The 17493-nt window shown below is 42.4% G+C and carries 12 protein-coding genes and 1 pseudogene; 3 read left to right on the top strand and 10 right to left on the bottom strand.

What is annotated here, in order from left to right:
- Positions 1 to 22: 22 nt before the first annotated feature.
- Positions 23 to 283: a helix-turn-helix domain-containing protein gene (locus tag P3L44_RS04165; protein ID WP_272662785.1), complete on the top strand. Its 261-nt coding sequence runs from the start codon at positions 23 to 25 to the stop codon at positions 281 to 283.
- 271 nt (positions 284 to 554) lie between these two features.
- Here the strand turns inward: P3L44_RS04165 and P3L44_RS04160 are convergent, their stop codons facing one another.
- The 5 genes from P3L44_RS04160 to P3L44_RS04140 form a co-directional block, all read right to left on the bottom strand.
- Positions 555 to 944 carry a DUF6896 domain-containing protein gene (locus P3L44_RS04160; protein WP_272662784.1) on the bottom strand — a complete coding sequence of 130 codons (390 nt, stop codon included), beginning with the start codon at positions 942 to 944 and terminating at the stop codon, positions 555 to 557.
- Between the two features lie 3 nt (positions 945 to 947).
- Entirely contained in the window at positions 948 to 1337 is a 390-nt protein-coding gene (locus tag P3L44_RS04155) for a ParB N-terminal domain-containing protein (protein ID WP_272662783.1), read from the bottom strand.
- A 404-nt stretch (positions 1338 to 1741) separates the two neighbouring features.
- The gene (locus P3L44_RS04150) at positions 1742 to 2227 is read right to left on the bottom strand and encodes a hypothetical protein (protein ID WP_272662782.1); all 486 of its coding nucleotides are present in this window, start codon (positions 2225 to 2227) and stop codon (positions 1742 to 1744) included.
- Positions 2228 to 2238: 11 nt separating this feature from the next.
- Positions 2239 to 3753, bottom strand: a complete 1515-nt coding sequence (locus tag P3L44_RS04145; RefSeq protein WP_316928262.1) for a VENN motif pre-toxin domain-containing protein — start codon at positions 3751 to 3753, stop codon at positions 2239 to 2241.
- Between the two features lie 102 nt (positions 3754 to 3855).
- Positions 3856 to 4125, bottom strand: a complete 270-nt coding sequence (locus P3L44_RS04140) for a hypothetical protein (RefSeq protein WP_316928164.1) — start codon at positions 4123 to 4125, stop codon at positions 3856 to 3858.
- Positions 4126 to 4188: 63 nt separating this feature from the next.
- Between P3L44_RS04140 and P3L44_RS04135 the strand changes: the two are divergent.
- Both P3L44_RS04135 and P3L44_RS04130 read left to right on the top strand, forming a co-directional pair.
- A pseudogene (locus P3L44_RS04135) lies at positions 4189 to 4310 on the top strand (RstR family transcriptional regulator); the annotation flags it as partial.
- A gap of 6 nt (positions 4311 to 4316) precedes the next feature.
- Complete coding sequence (locus P3L44_RS04130; protein ID WP_272662845.1) at positions 4317 to 4496, top strand: SymE family type I addiction module toxin; 180 nt, start codon at positions 4317 to 4319, stop codon at positions 4494 to 4496.
- 48 nt (positions 4497 to 4544) lie between these two features.
- Here the strand turns inward: P3L44_RS04130 and cdiI are convergent, their stop codons facing one another.
- The 5 genes from cdiI to P3L44_RS04105 form a co-directional block, all read right to left on the bottom strand.
- The gene (gene cdiI / locus P3L44_RS04125) at positions 4545 to 4895 is read right to left on the bottom strand and encodes a ribonuclease toxin immunity protein CdiI (protein WP_272662841.1); all 351 of its coding nucleotides are present in this window, start codon (positions 4893 to 4895) and stop codon (positions 4545 to 4547) included.
- Positions 4895 to 5212, bottom strand: a complete 318-nt coding sequence (locus tag P3L44_RS04120) for a CdiA family toxin C-terminal domain-containing protein (protein WP_410480047.1) — start codon at positions 5210 to 5212, stop codon at positions 4895 to 4897. The genes cdiI and P3L44_RS04120 overlap by 1 nt, the downstream gene beginning before the upstream one ends.
- Positions 5213 to 5422: 210 nt before the next feature.
- The gene (locus P3L44_RS04115; protein WP_410480053.1) at positions 5423 to 5860 is read right to left on the bottom strand and encodes a DUF6862 domain-containing protein; all 438 of its coding nucleotides are present in this window, start codon (positions 5858 to 5860) and stop codon (positions 5423 to 5425) included.
- A gap of 46 nt (positions 5861 to 5906) precedes the next feature.
- Positions 5907 to 6200 carry a hypothetical protein gene (locus tag P3L44_RS04110; protein ID WP_272662843.1) on the bottom strand — a complete coding sequence of 98 codons (294 nt, stop codon included), beginning with the start codon at positions 6198 to 6200 and terminating at the stop codon, positions 5907 to 5909.
- Between the two features lies 1 nt (position 6201).
- Positions 6202 to 17493, bottom strand: coding sequence for a hemagglutinin repeat-containing protein (locus P3L44_RS04105; RefSeq protein ID WP_316928261.1), 11292 nt, complete (start codon positions 17491 to 17493; stop codon positions 6202 to 6204).

Below are 17493 nucleotides of genomic sequence, written 5' to 3'. Positions count from 1 at the left end.
TATGTTGGATGTTCAGCCTCGAATGGTAGGACGATGGGAGCAAGGAAAATCCCGACCTCAATTTGAATATATCATCAGATTAGCGCAAGTCCTTGAAGTCACCATTGACCACCTTGTTTATGGTGAGCAAGGACCCAATAAGCCCGCGTTTGATATCAAAAACAAGCGGCTAAAAGAGCTTTGCAGACAAGTTGATGAATTGAGGCCCGATGAGCAAGATATTATTTGTCGTTTTATGGATATGGCAGTCAAACAAAATCAATTAAAACAACTCATTAATTAAAGATACGACAGCTAAAAGTAAGGCGGCTAAAAAGAAAAGGTAAATAACGCTGTGCAAAATGCACAGCGTTAGGGGAGCTTTATATTTTTATTAAATAAAGAATCAAAAGGTTATCATCATCGCAGGGTAAATAGCCTTCGGCAATTCAACATAATGCTCGGGGATTATGCGTAGTTGATACTCCCCAACCACGCACAATCAGCATTATGTCTTGCGCCCTTTGGTGATGACGCTTTTTATGGGACTCAAGTGTAGAGTTAAAGTCTATTTATTAGTTTTTAAATATATAATATTTATCAGAAATAATTAATAAATCTCCATCCTTAACCATTTTATCCAATAAACTGGTTAATTCGTAGTCATTATCCAATCCAAAATATTGGCTTAATCGCCATAAATCAAATAGTTCTGGTTCAGTAATGTTGCAATGGACATCCACAATTTTAGCCTTGGAAGAGGTATCTTGATAAAATTTTATCCCCTTTCCATGCCTTGAAAAATTCCAATTACTATCATCAAGTTTTATAGTTCCCTGTTTAGGAAAATCTAATAAAAATTGATAGTCTTTAAGGTTCGGATATTGATGAATAAAAGATTCAATTAATTTTTTTTGAATAACAACAAAATTTCTCAAGTCTGTACTATCTATTGAATGTAGCATGTGCTATCTCCTTGCTCTTGCTTCAGCTGCCTCGCGTAATAGCTGGTCGCCTTGTTCTTTAGTTACGGTATTAATCCTTACAGGTATATCTTTAATACCAGCTTTTCTAGCCACTTCAGCTCTATGATGCCCATCAATAATAATCATTTTCCCATTAACTATAGCAACATCAATAGGTTCATTCATGTTAAAGCCATTTGCTTTCATATCTTTAACTAAGCGTTTAACTTGTGACCCTGACATTTCTGTGCTGTCTTGTCTCCCTATTAAAGTATTAGGTGCAACATTTTTATACTGTTGTTGATTGGGTTGGTTAGTTTGTGGCTCTTTGTTTGTATTATTTTTCCCACCTTTACCACTTCCAATTCCAGCACCAATCCCTGCCGCTGCCATCGCTAAATCACGCTCTTTTGTGGTTTCTTCTGAGCCACCTAACTGTTCAGCACGATAAATTGCTAAATTACGAGAGCCTTCTAGATTCGGTAGTGTACCCCTGATTTCAGCCCATTCCTTCTGTTCAGCGTCAGTGAGGGCACCGATACCACCATTATTATGTGCTTTATCTTGTAGCTCTTTCGCTCTCTCAGAGTAAATTTTCTGCCATTCTTTTAACTCTTTTGCGACAGCAACACATTGGTCTGGACTACTACAGGTATTTATTTGCTCCTGAACTTTATCGTATTCTTTTCGATAAGTGTCTCTAACCTCAGCACGGCAACGACTATCACCGTTACATTTCGCAAACTCTTCACTTCTGGCTTTCGTCTTTTCAGGGCTTAAATGGTTATTCTCAACCGTTAAACCCCATAAGCTCGAGAAAAATTATCAAATGATTCAGATAGATGATAAAAATCTGCATTAGGATCATTTTTTACTTCTTGGTATCTAGCTATTAGCTTGTCGATGAGCCTATCCGGTATTGGATGTGATGCGGGATCATTTTTTGCGCAATAGAAATAAAATAAGGCCTTTTCTAAGCAAGGTATACTTAATTCATGCGCATTCTTATTTAAAAATTCAAATGCATAACTCCATTCAAATTCGGATAACAATAACCGATTTAGACATAGAGACTTCAAAAAATCATCATTTATGTTTTTATCAGTTAATATTTTTTTATAATAAAAAAAAGCCTTTTTACTATCTAATGAGGTCAGCTCAGACAAATAGTCAAATAAGTCATCTGACGCTTCATTAAATGACATAGAGTCAACGTAACCATATGTTATATAATTATTTATACCCGTTAATAATCGTTCAATACTTTTATTTCTTTCGCTCATAATTACACTTCTTATTTAAAAGCCCCAGCTTCGACAGTCGATAAACGTTTCGAGCCATCAGGCAGGATAGTCCATGTTCCATAAACTCGGACATTTCCTTTTGAGCCGTTAATAACAATAGAAGTTCTTCTATTATTGGGGGTTACATTATTAGCAGATTTTAATAATTCATCGACAATCATTGAGTTATTCAAAGGTGTATCAGGTATACCTGCATTATTTAATACCTTATTCATATCTCTTGATTTTTCAACGTTATGTATTTTACTTTCTAACGTCCGTAACTTATCAAAATTACTTGGGTCTTTAGCAAACAAGCTTTGATTTTTTACTTGCAGATCTTTAAGAGCATTATAATCTGCTTTTAATGTGGTTAAATCACCAGCTGCTTTACCTCGTAAGAATAATTCAATCTTATCCACAGGGACTGCGGCATCACCTTTTACTATTGTTGGGTGAGTTTTCCCATGTGCATCAGGTAAAAATTTAACACCACTTTCCATTTGTGCTATTTTTTGAATAGTTTTTGCTGCTGCGCCAGAAACTACGATACTCGTACCTGCATTTCCTAGAATTTTACCTTGTAATGCGCCTGACATTTGTCCTGCCAACTTAGGATCATTAGCTAATGCATATTCATACAACTCGTTCCATTGAGTTGCTGATACTTTAATTGCGTCAATAGTCTGATCATAATTCCAAATGGCTGTTGCTAAATCTGTAACAGTGTCTATAGGGTGAAGAATTGAGTTAGCGGTACCCTCTAAAACTTCGATACTACCATCTTTTAAACCTTCTTTTCTGCCTTCTACACTTCCTTCTCTGTAAGCATCTATTTTTTCTTTATCATCACCATATAGCTTTTCTAAATCAATCCCATCAACAAGCACTTTTGCGGTTTCTTTGATTTGCTCATCGGTTCTTCCTACAAATGAACCTGAAATCGCATTATTCTCAACCGTCGTCTTACCTGCTTGAGCCGCATTCGCTGCATCGGATGTATCACCACCGACTAGCCCACCCGCGATACCCGCTGTCAAACTCGCAAATGCACTGACTGTCGCTTTTTCGTCTTCCGTCAGTTGGCTAGCTGGTTTGTTATACAGTTTCTCAGATAACATTCCAACCGCTTCCGCTGTCATTGCACCGAGCGATTGTGCCCCTGCATTTTCACCTTTTGCCAGCGCTAATGCAACATTCGCAATACCGTGGGCAATGATGCGTCCTTCTTTGTTCTTCTCTGGAATATTTTTGGCGATTTCATTCGCAATGTACGGAGCACTCGCATTCGCCACCGCTTTATTCACATCTCCACTGATAAGCCCTTGAATCAAAGCGGTGCCTGACTCGACTATACGGCGATTATCCCCTCCGACACCCCATTCAGATTTGTTAACTTGAGCTTGAATAGCATCTTCTCTTTCCTTGCCACTCAACTCAGGGTGCTCTCTATCTATATCCTTCGTAGCTTTAATCGTCTCATTCGTCACCGCTATATCAGTAATCTGCTTACCTAATTCGCCCACTAACTGTGTTTTTTCTATCCGTTTTTGCTCTTTCTCTTTATCAAAAATCGTATTGAGCTTCTCATGGGCATTATCTGTATCACGGCTTAACTCGTTGATATCTTATTTCTGATTATCCTTATCTCGAATTCTAATCTCGCCTTCTGACACCGCTGAGTGTGTCGTATTGCTGTCTTTGCCTTTGTTATTCACATTGGTCAACAAGAAGCCTGCGGCATTACCCGCAAGCTGGTCTGCAAATGGAGAACCCCCTGTGCTAAAGCCGCCACTTTGGCTATCCACCTTGTATTCAGCTTTATTTTTGATATCCCCAAAGCCCAGCGTGCCCGTATCCAACTTGTTCTTTTCAGCGTCCGCAGTGCTGCTAATCACCGCCCCATCGAGTTGCGTATGATTACCGACGGTGATATCAAAACCGCCTTTGCCTGTATTAATAAGCGACAGTTTGACGCGATTTCACAGCTAGACGAGAAAGAGAGAGAGAAGCGATTGAGACCGTGATTAACAGCATCTTACATATGCATGATGCTAAACGGTGGACATCAAAGAGTAATTAATTGGAAGTGGTCAAAACCAGACAGTATACAGTAGGTTACGCCCCGAACCGAGGTAAACCCAACCCCAGCCCGCAACTCACTTTAAGCGGTAAGTGGTTGAAAGAGATGGGGCTTGAGGTGGGCAGACACTATACCCTCACCCGCCAAGCTGGGCAACTGATCATCCAACTGGCCGAGGGGGAGTAAGATCGTTTCGTTAATGAAGATCCCTGCACTTACTGGGATCTTTTATCTTTATAGTGGCAATCTATTGATCAACGAGTTTATTTCTTCATTTTTATCCGGATGAAGGTATAGATACTTTTCACATGCTAGTTTGGTATATTTATAACCAACAGTATCAGGAACAATAATTTTCCCTTGCCATACACCAAACATAATTCCATCAAAGTGAAATTCTGGATCTGGGTCATCAAGATCAGGGAAGTGGCAATATGTTTCATTGATAACAAAGCCACATCTGCTAATTATTTTTTCTACACTATCAATTAACCTTTCCGATAAATTAAGTGAATTAAAAAAATCCTTAATAACCCAATTAGGATCATTATCATAATCAATTATTTCAAAAAGATACTCGTTCATTATTTACCCACTGGGAAAAAGTTTGTCACTGTTCCTGTTTTTGGATCCAGATAAACTTGAAATTTCACGCCGCCTGCTGTTGCGGTGTATTCCCTTTTACCAGACGCAACTGCATTAGAATAACCATTAGCCGCAGCTCGTTGTCCTAGTTCTAATATTTTGGTATCACTAAATATTTTAGGATCATAAACTGTTTTTTCAAACACATCTTGTTTGTAATTACCATCGAATTTACCTGTTCTATCTTTAGTTGGAATTTGATAAGTGATGTGAGTAATTCCGTTTATTCCTGTAGGAGTTTCCGATAAAATTTTCACTCCATTATCAGAAGCTGCTCGGTAAAATGAATCTGAATTATGTCCACCAGATATACCTCTTCTTTGGCTGAATCCATCGGCTTTAGATAAGTGATATGCACCTTTATTTATGTCAAAAATAGAGCCGTTTTTAATTCCTTGGTATATTGTTTGATTTAGCCCTTCATTTGCATATTTAGCACCATAGACAATTGAAGCAACATTTTCGACTTACATCCAAGCTTTTGCCCAGCTAGGCATATCATTCATTGCTTTTTGGTATTTAGCTGCCATTACAGAATCGGAATTTACTTTTGATAGTGCTTGCTCAAAACTATACCCTTGATTCATCAGTCCATTGACGGCTTTAGAATAGTCATCGATCAATGCATCAAATTGTTTCTTTTCGTCTGGATGATCTTTTAGTGCATCATAGAATGTTTGGTAGTCGGCCACTAAATCATACGTTTTTCCTGCCTCAATTGCTTGTTTTTTCTCACTAATACAAGCTTGAGACATACCACTTTGACAGGCAAGTAAGAGCGATTCATTACGTTCTTCACTCTTTTCTTTCAATCCAGCAAGTTCATTTTTCTCACTTTCAGTGATAGTCCCTTGCTCTAATTTCTTCTCTAATACTTGTTCGCGACGCTTCTCATCATGGCTCAGATAGTTATTCTCAACGATAACTCAAACTAAAATTACTTTTTCATAGCTAATCTTCAGAGCTATTATTTTTATTATCAAATTTACCTGTGACAATAGGAATTATGACATTAGCGAACAAAAGTCCAGTCCCTAAAACTAAACCTATTGCACCTCCTACTTTTACTGAATAAATCAATGACTCATAAATAGATTCTATATTCAGAGAATCAAATGAAAATGTACCCTCTTTAAAAAAAGCTATTAGGATTCCTATAGGAACCCCAAGCATACATAATAAAATTGAAAAAACAGGTAGAACAATTACAGCTTGGATAAAGGAAATAAATAGTTTTCTTTTCATTTTATTTGTTTCCTTTTAAATCTTTTATTGTTTTCTCTGTGGCATTTTCAGCTGTAGAACCAACTCCTCCACCAATAACTTCACCTATAATTTCTGATTTGACAGGTCCATAACCATTATTCAATAAGTTACCTGTAACTTTATCACCTACTTTTATTCCTATTACAGTACCTACGACATTTCCTGTAACTGCAGCAGTTGGATCTTCATTTTTTAGCGTACTGCCCAAATAAGCCCCACCGCCATTCACTGCAGTTGTGAATATGACACCTTTTCCTTGGGTTAGAGAACCTGTCCCTATTGCGATCAGTGTGTCCGTATAGCTGTACGACTCACCCGGTTTCATGGTTAAAAATTGCTGAGTTGCATCAGAGCTTCCACCTAAAAGCCCACCAAAAATTAATCCATACGCGGTTGAAGCAGGGGCAATGACTGCACCACCTGCTATCGTTGGTACCGGTGCCCACGCGATTAATAATCCTCTTGCGGGGTCTTGTCCTTCTGGGTGGTCGCCTTTTGCATAATCTTGCAAGGCTGCGTTGATTTCTGCATCACTTTTTCCCTCATCATGCAGTGTTGTTGCGAGGGTGAGGGCACCTTCAAAATATTTACCTCCTTGGGCACCAAAAAAGTTCGACATTGAGTTATTCTCAACCGTCGTCTTCCCTGCCTGGGCTGCATTCCCTGCACTCGAGGTATCTCCACCCACTAAACCGCCTGCAATACCCGCTGCCAGACTCGCAAATGCACTGACTGTCGCTTTTTCGTCTTCCGTCAGTTGGCTAGCTGGTTTGTTATACAGTTTCTCAGATAACATTCCAACCGCTTCCGCTGTCATTGCACCGAGCGATTGTGCCCCTGCATTTTCACCTTTTGCCAGCGCTAATGCAACATTCGCAATACCGTGGGCAATGATGCGTCCTTCTTTGTTCTTCTCTGGAATATTTTTGGCGATTTCATTCGCAATGTACGGCGCACTCGCATTCGCCACCGCTTTATTCACATCTCCACTGATAAGCCCTTGAATCAAAGCGGTGCCTGACTCGACTATACGGCGATTATCCCCTCCGACACCCCATTCAGATTTGTTAACTTGAGCTTGAATAGCATCTTCTCTTTCCTTGCCACTCAACTCAGGGTGCTCTCTATCTACATCCTTCGTAGCTTTAATCGTCTCATTCGTCACCGCTATATCAGTAATCTGCTTACCTAATTCGCCCACTAACTGCGTTTTTTCTATCCGTTTTTGCTCTTTTTCTTTGTCAAAAATCGTATTGAGCTTCTCATGGGCATTATCTGTATCACGGCTTAACTCGTTGATATCTTGTTTCTGATTATCCTTATCTCGAATTGTAATCTCGCCTTCTGACACCGCTGAGTGTGTCGTATTGCTGTCTTTCCCTTTGTTATTCACATTGGTCAACAAGGAGCCTGCGGCATTACCCGCAAGCTGGTCTGCAAATGGAGAGCCCCCTGTGCTAAAGCCGCCACTTTGGCTATCCACCTTGTATTCAGCTTTATTTTTGATATCCCCAAAGCCCAGCGTGCCCGTATCCAACTTGTTCTTTTCAGCGTCCGCAGTGCTGCTAATCACCGCCCCATCGAGTTGCGTATGATTACCGACGGTGATATCAAAACCGCCTTTGCCTGCATTAATACCCGTTTGTTTATCCACCGATTGATAATCGCTGTGCATCTCGGTTTTATTAACATTCACCGAAGCGGTGGTATTTAAGCCTGTTCCAATACTGCCGCTTAAACTGCCGCCCTGTTGCTTTGAGTCATACTTATCAGTAACTTGTTGGCTCGATAAAGTTAAATCCCCGCCCACATTGGCTTTAACAGTTTCCCCACTCGCGTGTGCGCCTGTCAGCGTGGTATCTTTGCCGCTGTTGAGGGTCAGTTGTTTGCCTGCATTCACTTCCGTATCGGTGTAGAACTGGCTGTCACCTTTTTCAAAGCCGCTGCCTTTATTCACACTCGCATTGACATTCCAACCGCCCGTACTGATACCCGCACCGATTGAGCCGCCTTTACTTTCGTTTTTCCCATCCACTTTTTGCGTGTTGGTGGCACTGGTCAGGTTGATATCATTTTTGGCGGTTAACGTGACGTTTTTATCCGCATCCAGTTGGCTACCTTGTACTGTCAGATCCCCTTGGCTACCCTCTTTTTTACCCGTCGCAGTAAGGGTGATGTTATCCCCCGCACTTAAACTACTACCTGACGCCGTATGCTGCTCGGTTTTGGTGGTCGATTTAGACGAACTGCTGCCATATGACACATTAACGCCAAAGGCATCTGCTACACTGCCGCCTTCTTTCAAACCTGCTAGCTCACCCGCTTGTTGAGCCTGAACGCCTTGTAGACCTGCCTTCATCCCTTTAAGGGCCGCTAATTGTCCGTCATCTTCTTGTTTTGCCGATTTCGCGGTCTGCGCCATTCCATCTAACATGCTGCCCGCTGCACCGCCGAGGGAAACCGTCAACCCGCTGGATTTGGTTTCCACTGTGGTGATATCGGTACGGCTATTTTCAGCCGCCGTAATATTCACATCACTACCGATCACATTGATATCTTTCGCCGCGATCACATCACTACCATGAATGCTTGCTGTACCACCTGCGGTCAATGTCACATCGCCTGCCGTACTCCCAATCACACTGCCTTTTTTCTGGTTACTATCCGTATCGGTGGTCACTTTTTGTGAATTTGAACCAACCGTGAAACCAATGCCGCCAGTGCTCATCAGGCCTGACTTGGTTGTTTTCGACATATGTGTTTCATGGGACGCTTCATCAGAAGTGGTCACATTTAACTGATTTCCAGCGGTAACATTGACATCGTTGGTTCCAAGTAAATTACTCCCTTCGATATTGACGTTGTTCCCTGCGGTCACTTTCACACTATCGCCGCTAAACGTACTACTGATAGCGGTACGTTCGTTCACCTCATCATGAGTTTCTTTTGTCGTGCTTGATAAAAAGCCTTTATCCGTGCTTTTTGTGTGTTTCGCATAGTCACTAGTTTCAATACCAGAGGAAATATTGATGTCACGTCCAACATTGATCGCCAGCTCTCCACCGCTGGTCACAGTCGTTGCACGAGCGGAAAGATCTTGCCCAGCCGATAAGGTTAAATCCCCTTTAGTTTGGATTTGCGTGCCGACTTCAGTGCTATTAGCCCCACGATAGTAATTGCTTGAATTATGCGTGTAATCAAATGCCGAGCTGACATCACGAGTTTCTAAACTAATATCGCGTCCCGCAATAATGGAAGTTTTGCCATCAACGCCTAAATTGCCGACATCTGTGGCGATCAAGTTGATATCTTGTACCGCTTTTAAGGTAAGCTGGCCATTATCACCTGTGACATAAATACTGGCAGGACGATCGAGCCATTGTGATTGGCCATCTCCACGCTGCGCAGTTTCACTGAGAATATCGCGACCTGCTGAAAGAGAAACGCTGTCTAATCCACGAATTTCCCCACCGATATTCTTAATATCTTTTAGGGTATCAAGTTGTACATCTTTACCTTGAATGCGCCCACTATTTTCGATATTTTCAGCACGTAAATCGGTCAGTTCACGGCTACTGATTTCACCGCTATTAAGGATATTACCGGTCATGTTGGCGGAAACATTACGCCCCGCTAACAATGCGCCATTACCGTTTAAGTCCCCTTGACGGGCTCGGACATACACTTGCGGAACACTAACCATTTCAACGCGGCCATCCGGCAGTGTGACTTCTTTATTCACCATCCACACGATGTCTGTGGTTAAGTTCGCCATTTGCTCTGGTGATAATGCAATGCCCGGAGTCAGGTTAAATTGCTTACCAAACGCAACACCGTTAGTTAGCAGCGCGCGATATTGCTCTTCATCACTATTGTAGTTGCCTAATAATCGCTGTCCTGTGGTTTCAATCAGTTGATCACGAACTAAACGTTGCTCATAGTAACCATCCCCCAAACGCTTATGGAGCTGCTCATTGGTGACAATATCAATACTCGACAACCATTTCTTGTAGTTAGTGAAACGCGGGTCGGTTTCAATCAAAAATTGGCTATCACTACCCGGTGTTAAGTTAAACAGACTATTGTCGGGTAATTGAGTGTTTGGCCCAACGGTTCTTATCACGGTATCGAGGTTGTCTTTCCCCTGAGGCCCAGTCTCCGCAGTGATATTTTCCCCTTTGCCTACATCAGTTTGCCCTTGAATGTCAGCCCCATTACCGATGTTGGCATCATCAGCGTGTAATGATGAGTCAACCGATTTGTCGTCTTTAACATCCACTTTGTCTGAAATTGAAGGTAACTGCGCCACTTCCATTTGTTGGCCTGGCTTCAGGTCTAATGGCGTGTTTTTGCTATCTTTTAACGCCTGCTCAGTAACAGCTGCACCTTGGTTTTCTTGTTGATTAGCGTCAGAAACACGTTCGGCTTGCCCATCCAGTTGGTTCACTTTCACTGAATCGAGCTGAGTTTTATTGATCCCCCCCGCGTTCTCGGCAACCTCTAATAGATGTAAGGCTAAATCTTCTTCGCTATTAACCCCTTGGTATTTTGACGTGCTAGTACGCGTTTTCCATTTACCACCGCCTTTATAGCGATAAATCGTATTTCCATCTTCAAAGATACGGCGAACACCCTGTGCTTCTTCGTTGTTGAGATCATAGCCTGTTAAGATCAGGTTTTGCCCCGCAACAACGCGTGAATTTTCATTGTTCAGCTGCTGACCATCAATCGTCAAGTGCTTTCCACTCGTAATCAATGCGGCATCGCGTTTGATAACTTGGGTTTCATAAATGATACGGTCGTAATCGTATTCATAAAAATTCTTAGTCCAGTTACCATACTCAAACATCCGCCAGCGATTAGATTTTTCATAATGAATACCCACTTCCTTGTTCAGCGTACCATCTTCATTAATAGCGTAACGCGTTTGGTTGCCATTACGCGGCTGAATTTTATAACGTCGCCCATTACCAAAATCGTACCAGTCGAAATGTTCACGGCTCACTTCCACGGCTTCGTCAGTCAATTGTAAATGGATATCTTTATTTTCAAGTAAATCCGTTTTTAGTGTGAGGTTACCTGCCGCTTCAATGTTAGCACTGTGGTTTTTCACGCTTTTAGCATGACCGGTGGCTTTTAGCTGGTCGTTTAATTGGCTACCGATGGTTAAATCACCATCACTGTAAATTAAAGCGTGATCACGGTTCAACAGTTCACCAACTGCAAGGTTGGCCTCTTTACGCCCAGCAATAACTGCTGCTTTATCTCCTTGTTTATCATTGACTAAGCTATTTACTGCGATGGCAAGGAAATCACCATAAATGCGGCCTGTTCCTAAGTTACTTAAGGAATTAGCAACAATATGGGTTAATACGCCATCAATGAGCCCAGTGTTATGTACCTGACCACTGGCTTTTATACGGGTACTTTGCCCACTGATCTCACCTGAAAGTTGGTTAATAACGGTCGTTGTGTTTAAAACCAGCTCGCCAAGACTAGAAATTAACCCTTTATTGGTAAAACCTTGAGCAAAATTAGCCGTTAGGTTTTCACCTGCCTGAATGCGTCCCGTATTTTCAAATAGTTGATTGAAGGTGAGCGATAACGCTTTTTGCGCGATAAGTTTACCTTCACCTGTTAACTGGTTCGCCGTGATCGTGGCAGAGCCATTACTGACTATCACCCCTTGCTGATTTAATACCGCTAAGACTTTACCTTGCGCTTTATCGGTTACATTCAAATCCGTTCCCGCAGATAGCATCCCTTGTATGTTATTCAGGCTTTGTGCGATATTCGCTTCAATCGCTTGCCCTGCACGAACCGCCCCGCTTTGGTTATCTAAATGTGTGGTTCTGAGGTTAACATTTGCCCCTTCAAGGCCTTTACCTACTTGAGCTGTATTTTTGTTATCAATAGACTCCGCAGAAATATCAAGGTTTTCATTGGCTTTGATCCAACCTTGCTGGTTTTCAATTTGCTGTTTGACTACCAGTTCAACATTATTGAGACCTTGAATAACACCACTCGTATTATTGAGTTGTTGGGTATTTACGTTCAGGTTTTGACCGGACAAAACCTGCCCTTGCTGGTTATCAATCCGTTGATGAATATCCAGCGTTGTACTCCCCTGAGATTGAACAACCCCCTCAGTATTATCGAGTTTTTTTCCTGTCACTTTTAACGCCGATTGGCTCAGTAATAACCCTTTTTGGTTATCAATTTGCTCAGCATTCACTGTGAGTCCAAGTTTTCCTTGAGCCACACCTTGGGTATTATTTAAATCCCCAGTATTCAATTCAAGCTTGCCATTACTCGCTAATGTCCCTTGCTGATTTAGCAATGCCTGCTGCTGGGTATTGATATCCATCGACTGCCCAGCGAAAATTTGTCCGTTCTGGTTCTCAATACCTGTCGTGGTGAGTGATGCCGCTCCTGAGCTTTGAATTTGCCCCTGCTGGTTAAGCAGTTTTCCGCTGTCAATTGATAAACCGCCCCCACTTAATAAACCACCATTTTTTTGCGTAAAGCTATTGTTTATCTGCTCGCCATGGGTGTTGAGTGTGAGCTGCTTTCCTGCTTGAAGTCGACCTTGTTGGTTATCCAGTGCCCCCGTGTTTGCCGTTAAATTATTGACGGCAAGAATTTCCCCCTCCGTATTATCAACACGTTTTTTCTGACTATCGAGGGAGATTTGGTTCGCTTGTATTTGCCCTTGGCGATTGATTAGCTCTCCAACTGTCATCGCTAGATTTTGGCTAGCAAAGATGCCTTGATCGGCTTTTTTCGCAAGATTCGTCAGTTTCTGGCCCTGTGTATCAATACTCACCGAGTGACCTTTAATCACACCTTCACGGTTATCCAGTTGCTGCGTTGACATTGAGAGCTCAGACTGGCTGCCCACTAAACCTTGCTGGTTGTTAACACCTTGGCTGTTCAGTTTAAGCGTGTCTTTCGCCACAAGTCGACCCTGCTCATTATTGAGCTCACCGGTTGTTAGGGTTAACCCGCCTTGTGCATAAATGCCTTTATTGTCACCGCTTTGAGTGTTATTAAGCTGCTCACCGTGAGTATCAATCAGCATGTCACTACCAGACTGAATGGAGCCTTGTAGGTTGTCAATTTGTCCGCTATTTAACGTCAATGTTTGCTGGGCTAACAACGAGCCTTGTGTATTATCAAACCGCTGGTTATGGGTATTAATATCAATGGTATTTGCTTGTAAATAACCCAACTGGTTTTGTAGTGCTTGGTTGCTCATCTGCAACAGTTGCTCTGCGGCAATTAACCCTGCTTGGTTATTGATACCATTAGCCACATCCAGTTTTGCATCACCATGGCGAGCAACCAATTTTCCTTGCTGGTTTTCGATATCACTTGCCGTTATGTTCAGCCCATTCTCACCAATGAGTGCCCCGCTTTGGTTTAATAATTCACGAGTTAAATCAATGCCTAGCTGACCATTTTTTGCAGTGATGACTTGTCCATCACGATTATCAAGACTATTGGCGGTTAATGAAAAGTCGCCATTACTGCCTATTTCACCCGCTTGGTTATTCAGCTTCCCTTGTAAATTAATTTTCCCAGCTTTATCGCCAGTTTGTAATAATTTACCCCCTTGGTGATCGAGGGTATCCGCCGTGATTAAGATGTTATCCGCTTGGGTGACAGCCTGATTTAGCGAAAGCGTTCCACTTTCAATATTCAAGGCGTGAGCTGCCAGTATTTCACCTTCATCACCCTCAATGGATTGGCTATTTAAGGTGATATTTCCCATGCTAGCAATCACTTTACCTGTGCGGTTAATCAATGATTGGGTTTCCACAAATACACCCTGCCGGCCGGTCAATGCTCCACCCGTGTTATCCAGCACTTGTTGAATTTGTAAATCAAGCTTACCCATTCTTGCGCTGAATATTTTACCTTGTTGATTATCAAGGGTATTTGCTTTGATTAGCCAAGAGCCGTTACCACTGATATCCCCTGCGCTATTGTTAATCTGTTGGGATACCTCAATAGTACCTTCACGTTCACCCAGCTGAGTCATTGTTCCTTGCTGATGGGTTAAATTATTCGCTCGCAATTGGATATGCTGTGCTTGTGTGTTTGCAGCTGTTAGGTCAATGCCTTTACCACTTAGTGATAAATCGCCTTGAGCAATGATTTCACCACGCTGACCTTGCAAGTCTTCGGTAGCCAGCAGCATATTCCCTTGTTTACTAATTGCTTTACCGTCAATATTGGTGAACGACTGTGTGTTAAGGGTAAAATCTTGTTCGGCAAATAAGGTGCCTTGGGTGTTATCTACGCTCTGCTTCGCATTTAGGATTAGTGACCCGACTTTTGCCGCGACCACAACACCTTGCTGGTTAGCAAGCGTATTGACATCAAGACTTAGTGTGCCTTGGCTGCTAATATTCCCTGACTGGTTATCAAGGGTTTGAGCAAGCTTGATTTGCCCTTTTTCACTGCCCGTTTGCAGCATTTTCCCACGCTGATGAGACAGGTTTTGTCCTTCAATTTGGATGTTATCGGCCTGCGTCACCGCGTCATTGAGATTAAGTTCATCCCCCGTTAAAGCCAGTTTTCCTTTTGAGAGAATTTCCCCTTTTTCACCATCCAACTGCTTAAGTGTCAATTGGTTATCACCAAAGCTGGCAATAATTTTACCGGATTGGTTAATTAAGCGTTCCGCTGCTAGCTGAATACCTTGATTGCCTAATAATGTCCCTTGTGTATTATTCAGCGCCTGTTGAATAGCCAACGTCAAATGGCCTAATTTTGCCGCAATAATTTTGCCGTCTTGGTTGTTTAGCCCGTTTGCCACAATATCAATTTGGCCATTACTGGAAATTTCACCTTTCTGGTTATCAAATTGGTTTTGAATATGTAGCTCAGTTTTACCTTCCCCAGTTTGCAACAAGGTGGCACCCTGATGGGTAAAGTTGTTGGCTAAAATAGAAACTTGGCCTGCTTGCGTGAAGCCTTGGTTTAAATTGATATCGGCACTTTCTATGCGCAATGCATTTTGCGTATAAATAGTCCCTTTTTCACCTGCTAAACGATTTGCCGTTAATAAAGCAGCACCGGATAAACTGCTCATTTTACCTTGCTGGTTGATCAGCTTATCGGCTTTGATCATCAAGTACTTATCGGTTTGAATAACCCCACGAGTATTATTCAATTCACCCGCTGATGTTAGGTCTAAACGATGGTTCGAGCTAGTGAGGATTTTACCATCCGTGTTGTCAACGGCCCCTGCTTGTAAATTCAGATCACCTTTGGATGCAATACTCCCTTGGTTGTTATCTAATCCATTAGCTACATTGAGTTTCAGCGTTTTATCACCCGTCTGCAGCATATTGCCTTGACGATGAGATAACGTATTTGCTTGTAAAGTGATGTGCTCTGCTTGTGTTGTACTTTGGTCAAGATTGGCCGATTTTGCGGTTAACCCCAGTGCACCACTGGTCAGAATTTCCCCTTTCTGCCCATCAAGCGTATCTGTCTTGATGATCAGGCCTTGTTTACCGGATGCGAGTATCGTGCCTTGTTGGTTGCTCAGGTTTTTGCTTTGAATATCAACCTTGCCATCACGGCTGAGTAACTGCCCAGACTGGTTATTTAACTGCTGCGTCGTGATTGAAGTATCACCTGCAAGGTTAATTTCCCCTTGCTGATTGTTTAATAGCTTGGTATTTAAGGTATTTTTTGAGTTACCCGTTTGAACCAATTTGCCTTGCTGATTATCAATTAACTCAGGTGCAATTAACGTGAGCTCATTGGCAACAATCTCGCCGCGCTGATTATCAATGCCCGTTTTAGCCGTCAATGTGGCTTTATTCGTGGCTTTTAGGTGCGCATTTTTCGTTCGAATATCGGTTGTCGTTGAGGTCAACACAATATTGTTGGCTTGGGTATTAGAATCAGACAAATCAAGTGAGCTACCTGTCGCGGTTAAGGTGTCTTTGGCGACAATATCCCCTTGTAATGCAAGCGATTTATCCCCTTTAACTGTTAATGACCCCGCAGAAGTCAACTTACCTTTGCTATCGACCCCTGCCGCCAATAAAGCACTACGATCACTGTTAATTTGCTCTGCATGAACTGCTGCATCACGCCCTGCAACGATTTGGCCTTTATCGGTGTTAGTTATTGCCTGTTTCGCTTTGAGCTGGATATCGTTTTGCGCCAGTATAGTACCGGTATTATTGATAGCATCTTGGCTAGTCAGGGCAATATTTTGGCTAGCGGTGATCACGCCAGAGTTACCTACTTTCCCATCCGCTGACAGGGTAATATCCCCGGCTTGTGCCCCAATATGCCCCGCATTACGCACGCCTACACCGTGCTCTGTCCCACGCATTTTAATAGTATTGGCGTACATCCCCCCTAATGCGGCAACATCTAAAGCAAATTCAGGCTTATCATCGGCAGAGGAATTATCCGTTTTAAGAATGGTTGTTCCATCCGCTGCCACGGTATTTTTCCCTGTCGTGATCGCTAAATCTTTGGCATGCAATTTCGCATTGATATTCACTGAGCGGGCAATCAACGCGGTGTAGTTGGTACCATTGCCATTATAGCCTTTCCCAAGAATATTGATGCTGCCTTTATCGACCTCAAATCCTTTGATTTTACCGTTTTCAATTAAAGTTTTTCCCGCCGATAGCAAAGCTTTATCGGCATTGATAAACCCGCAACCGTTACAGGTGATCCCCGCAGGGTTGGCGATGATCACATCCGCTTTTTTCCCTGCCACTTCAATAAAACCATTAAGTTGACTCGGGTCACGGCTATTTACCTCATTGAGGATAATTTTGGCTTCCCCTTTAGCGAGCCAATCATTACCTTGGATCATCCCACCAAGTTGTGTGTTCGTGTTGGTGCTGCTGTTATTGAGGATCGCCCCTTTATGATCAACATCGAACTGGCTGTATTGGTTACGAGAGACGCCATCACGGTTAGGCGCTTGAATATTAACTTGCGGTAAACCATTTTGCGTATTAACAATGGTCGGTTGTTGGTTACCCGGAGCCTTACCATCTGCAACGATGGTCGATGACGAAACGCTAAAGCTCACCATGCCTAATGTAAACCACAAAGAAGTGACTATCGGTTTAACTGACCAGCGCACTCGGCAACTTGTTGCTTTCTCTACGTGATTTTCACTCGAACCCGCAGGACCCGCACGATGGCTGCGAGTAATATCTGAAACCACCATCACCATTTGGCGAGCAGCATTAAAAATTAGGCGGTAAAATAACTTGTTCAT

The organism is Providencia sp. PROV175, assembly GCF_032707045.1.
GTDB classification, from domain to species: Bacteria; Pseudomonadota; Gammaproteobacteria; order Enterobacterales; family Enterobacteriaceae; genus Providencia; species Providencia hangzhouensis.
This window is presented reverse-complemented; position numbering and strand designations above follow the sequence as displayed.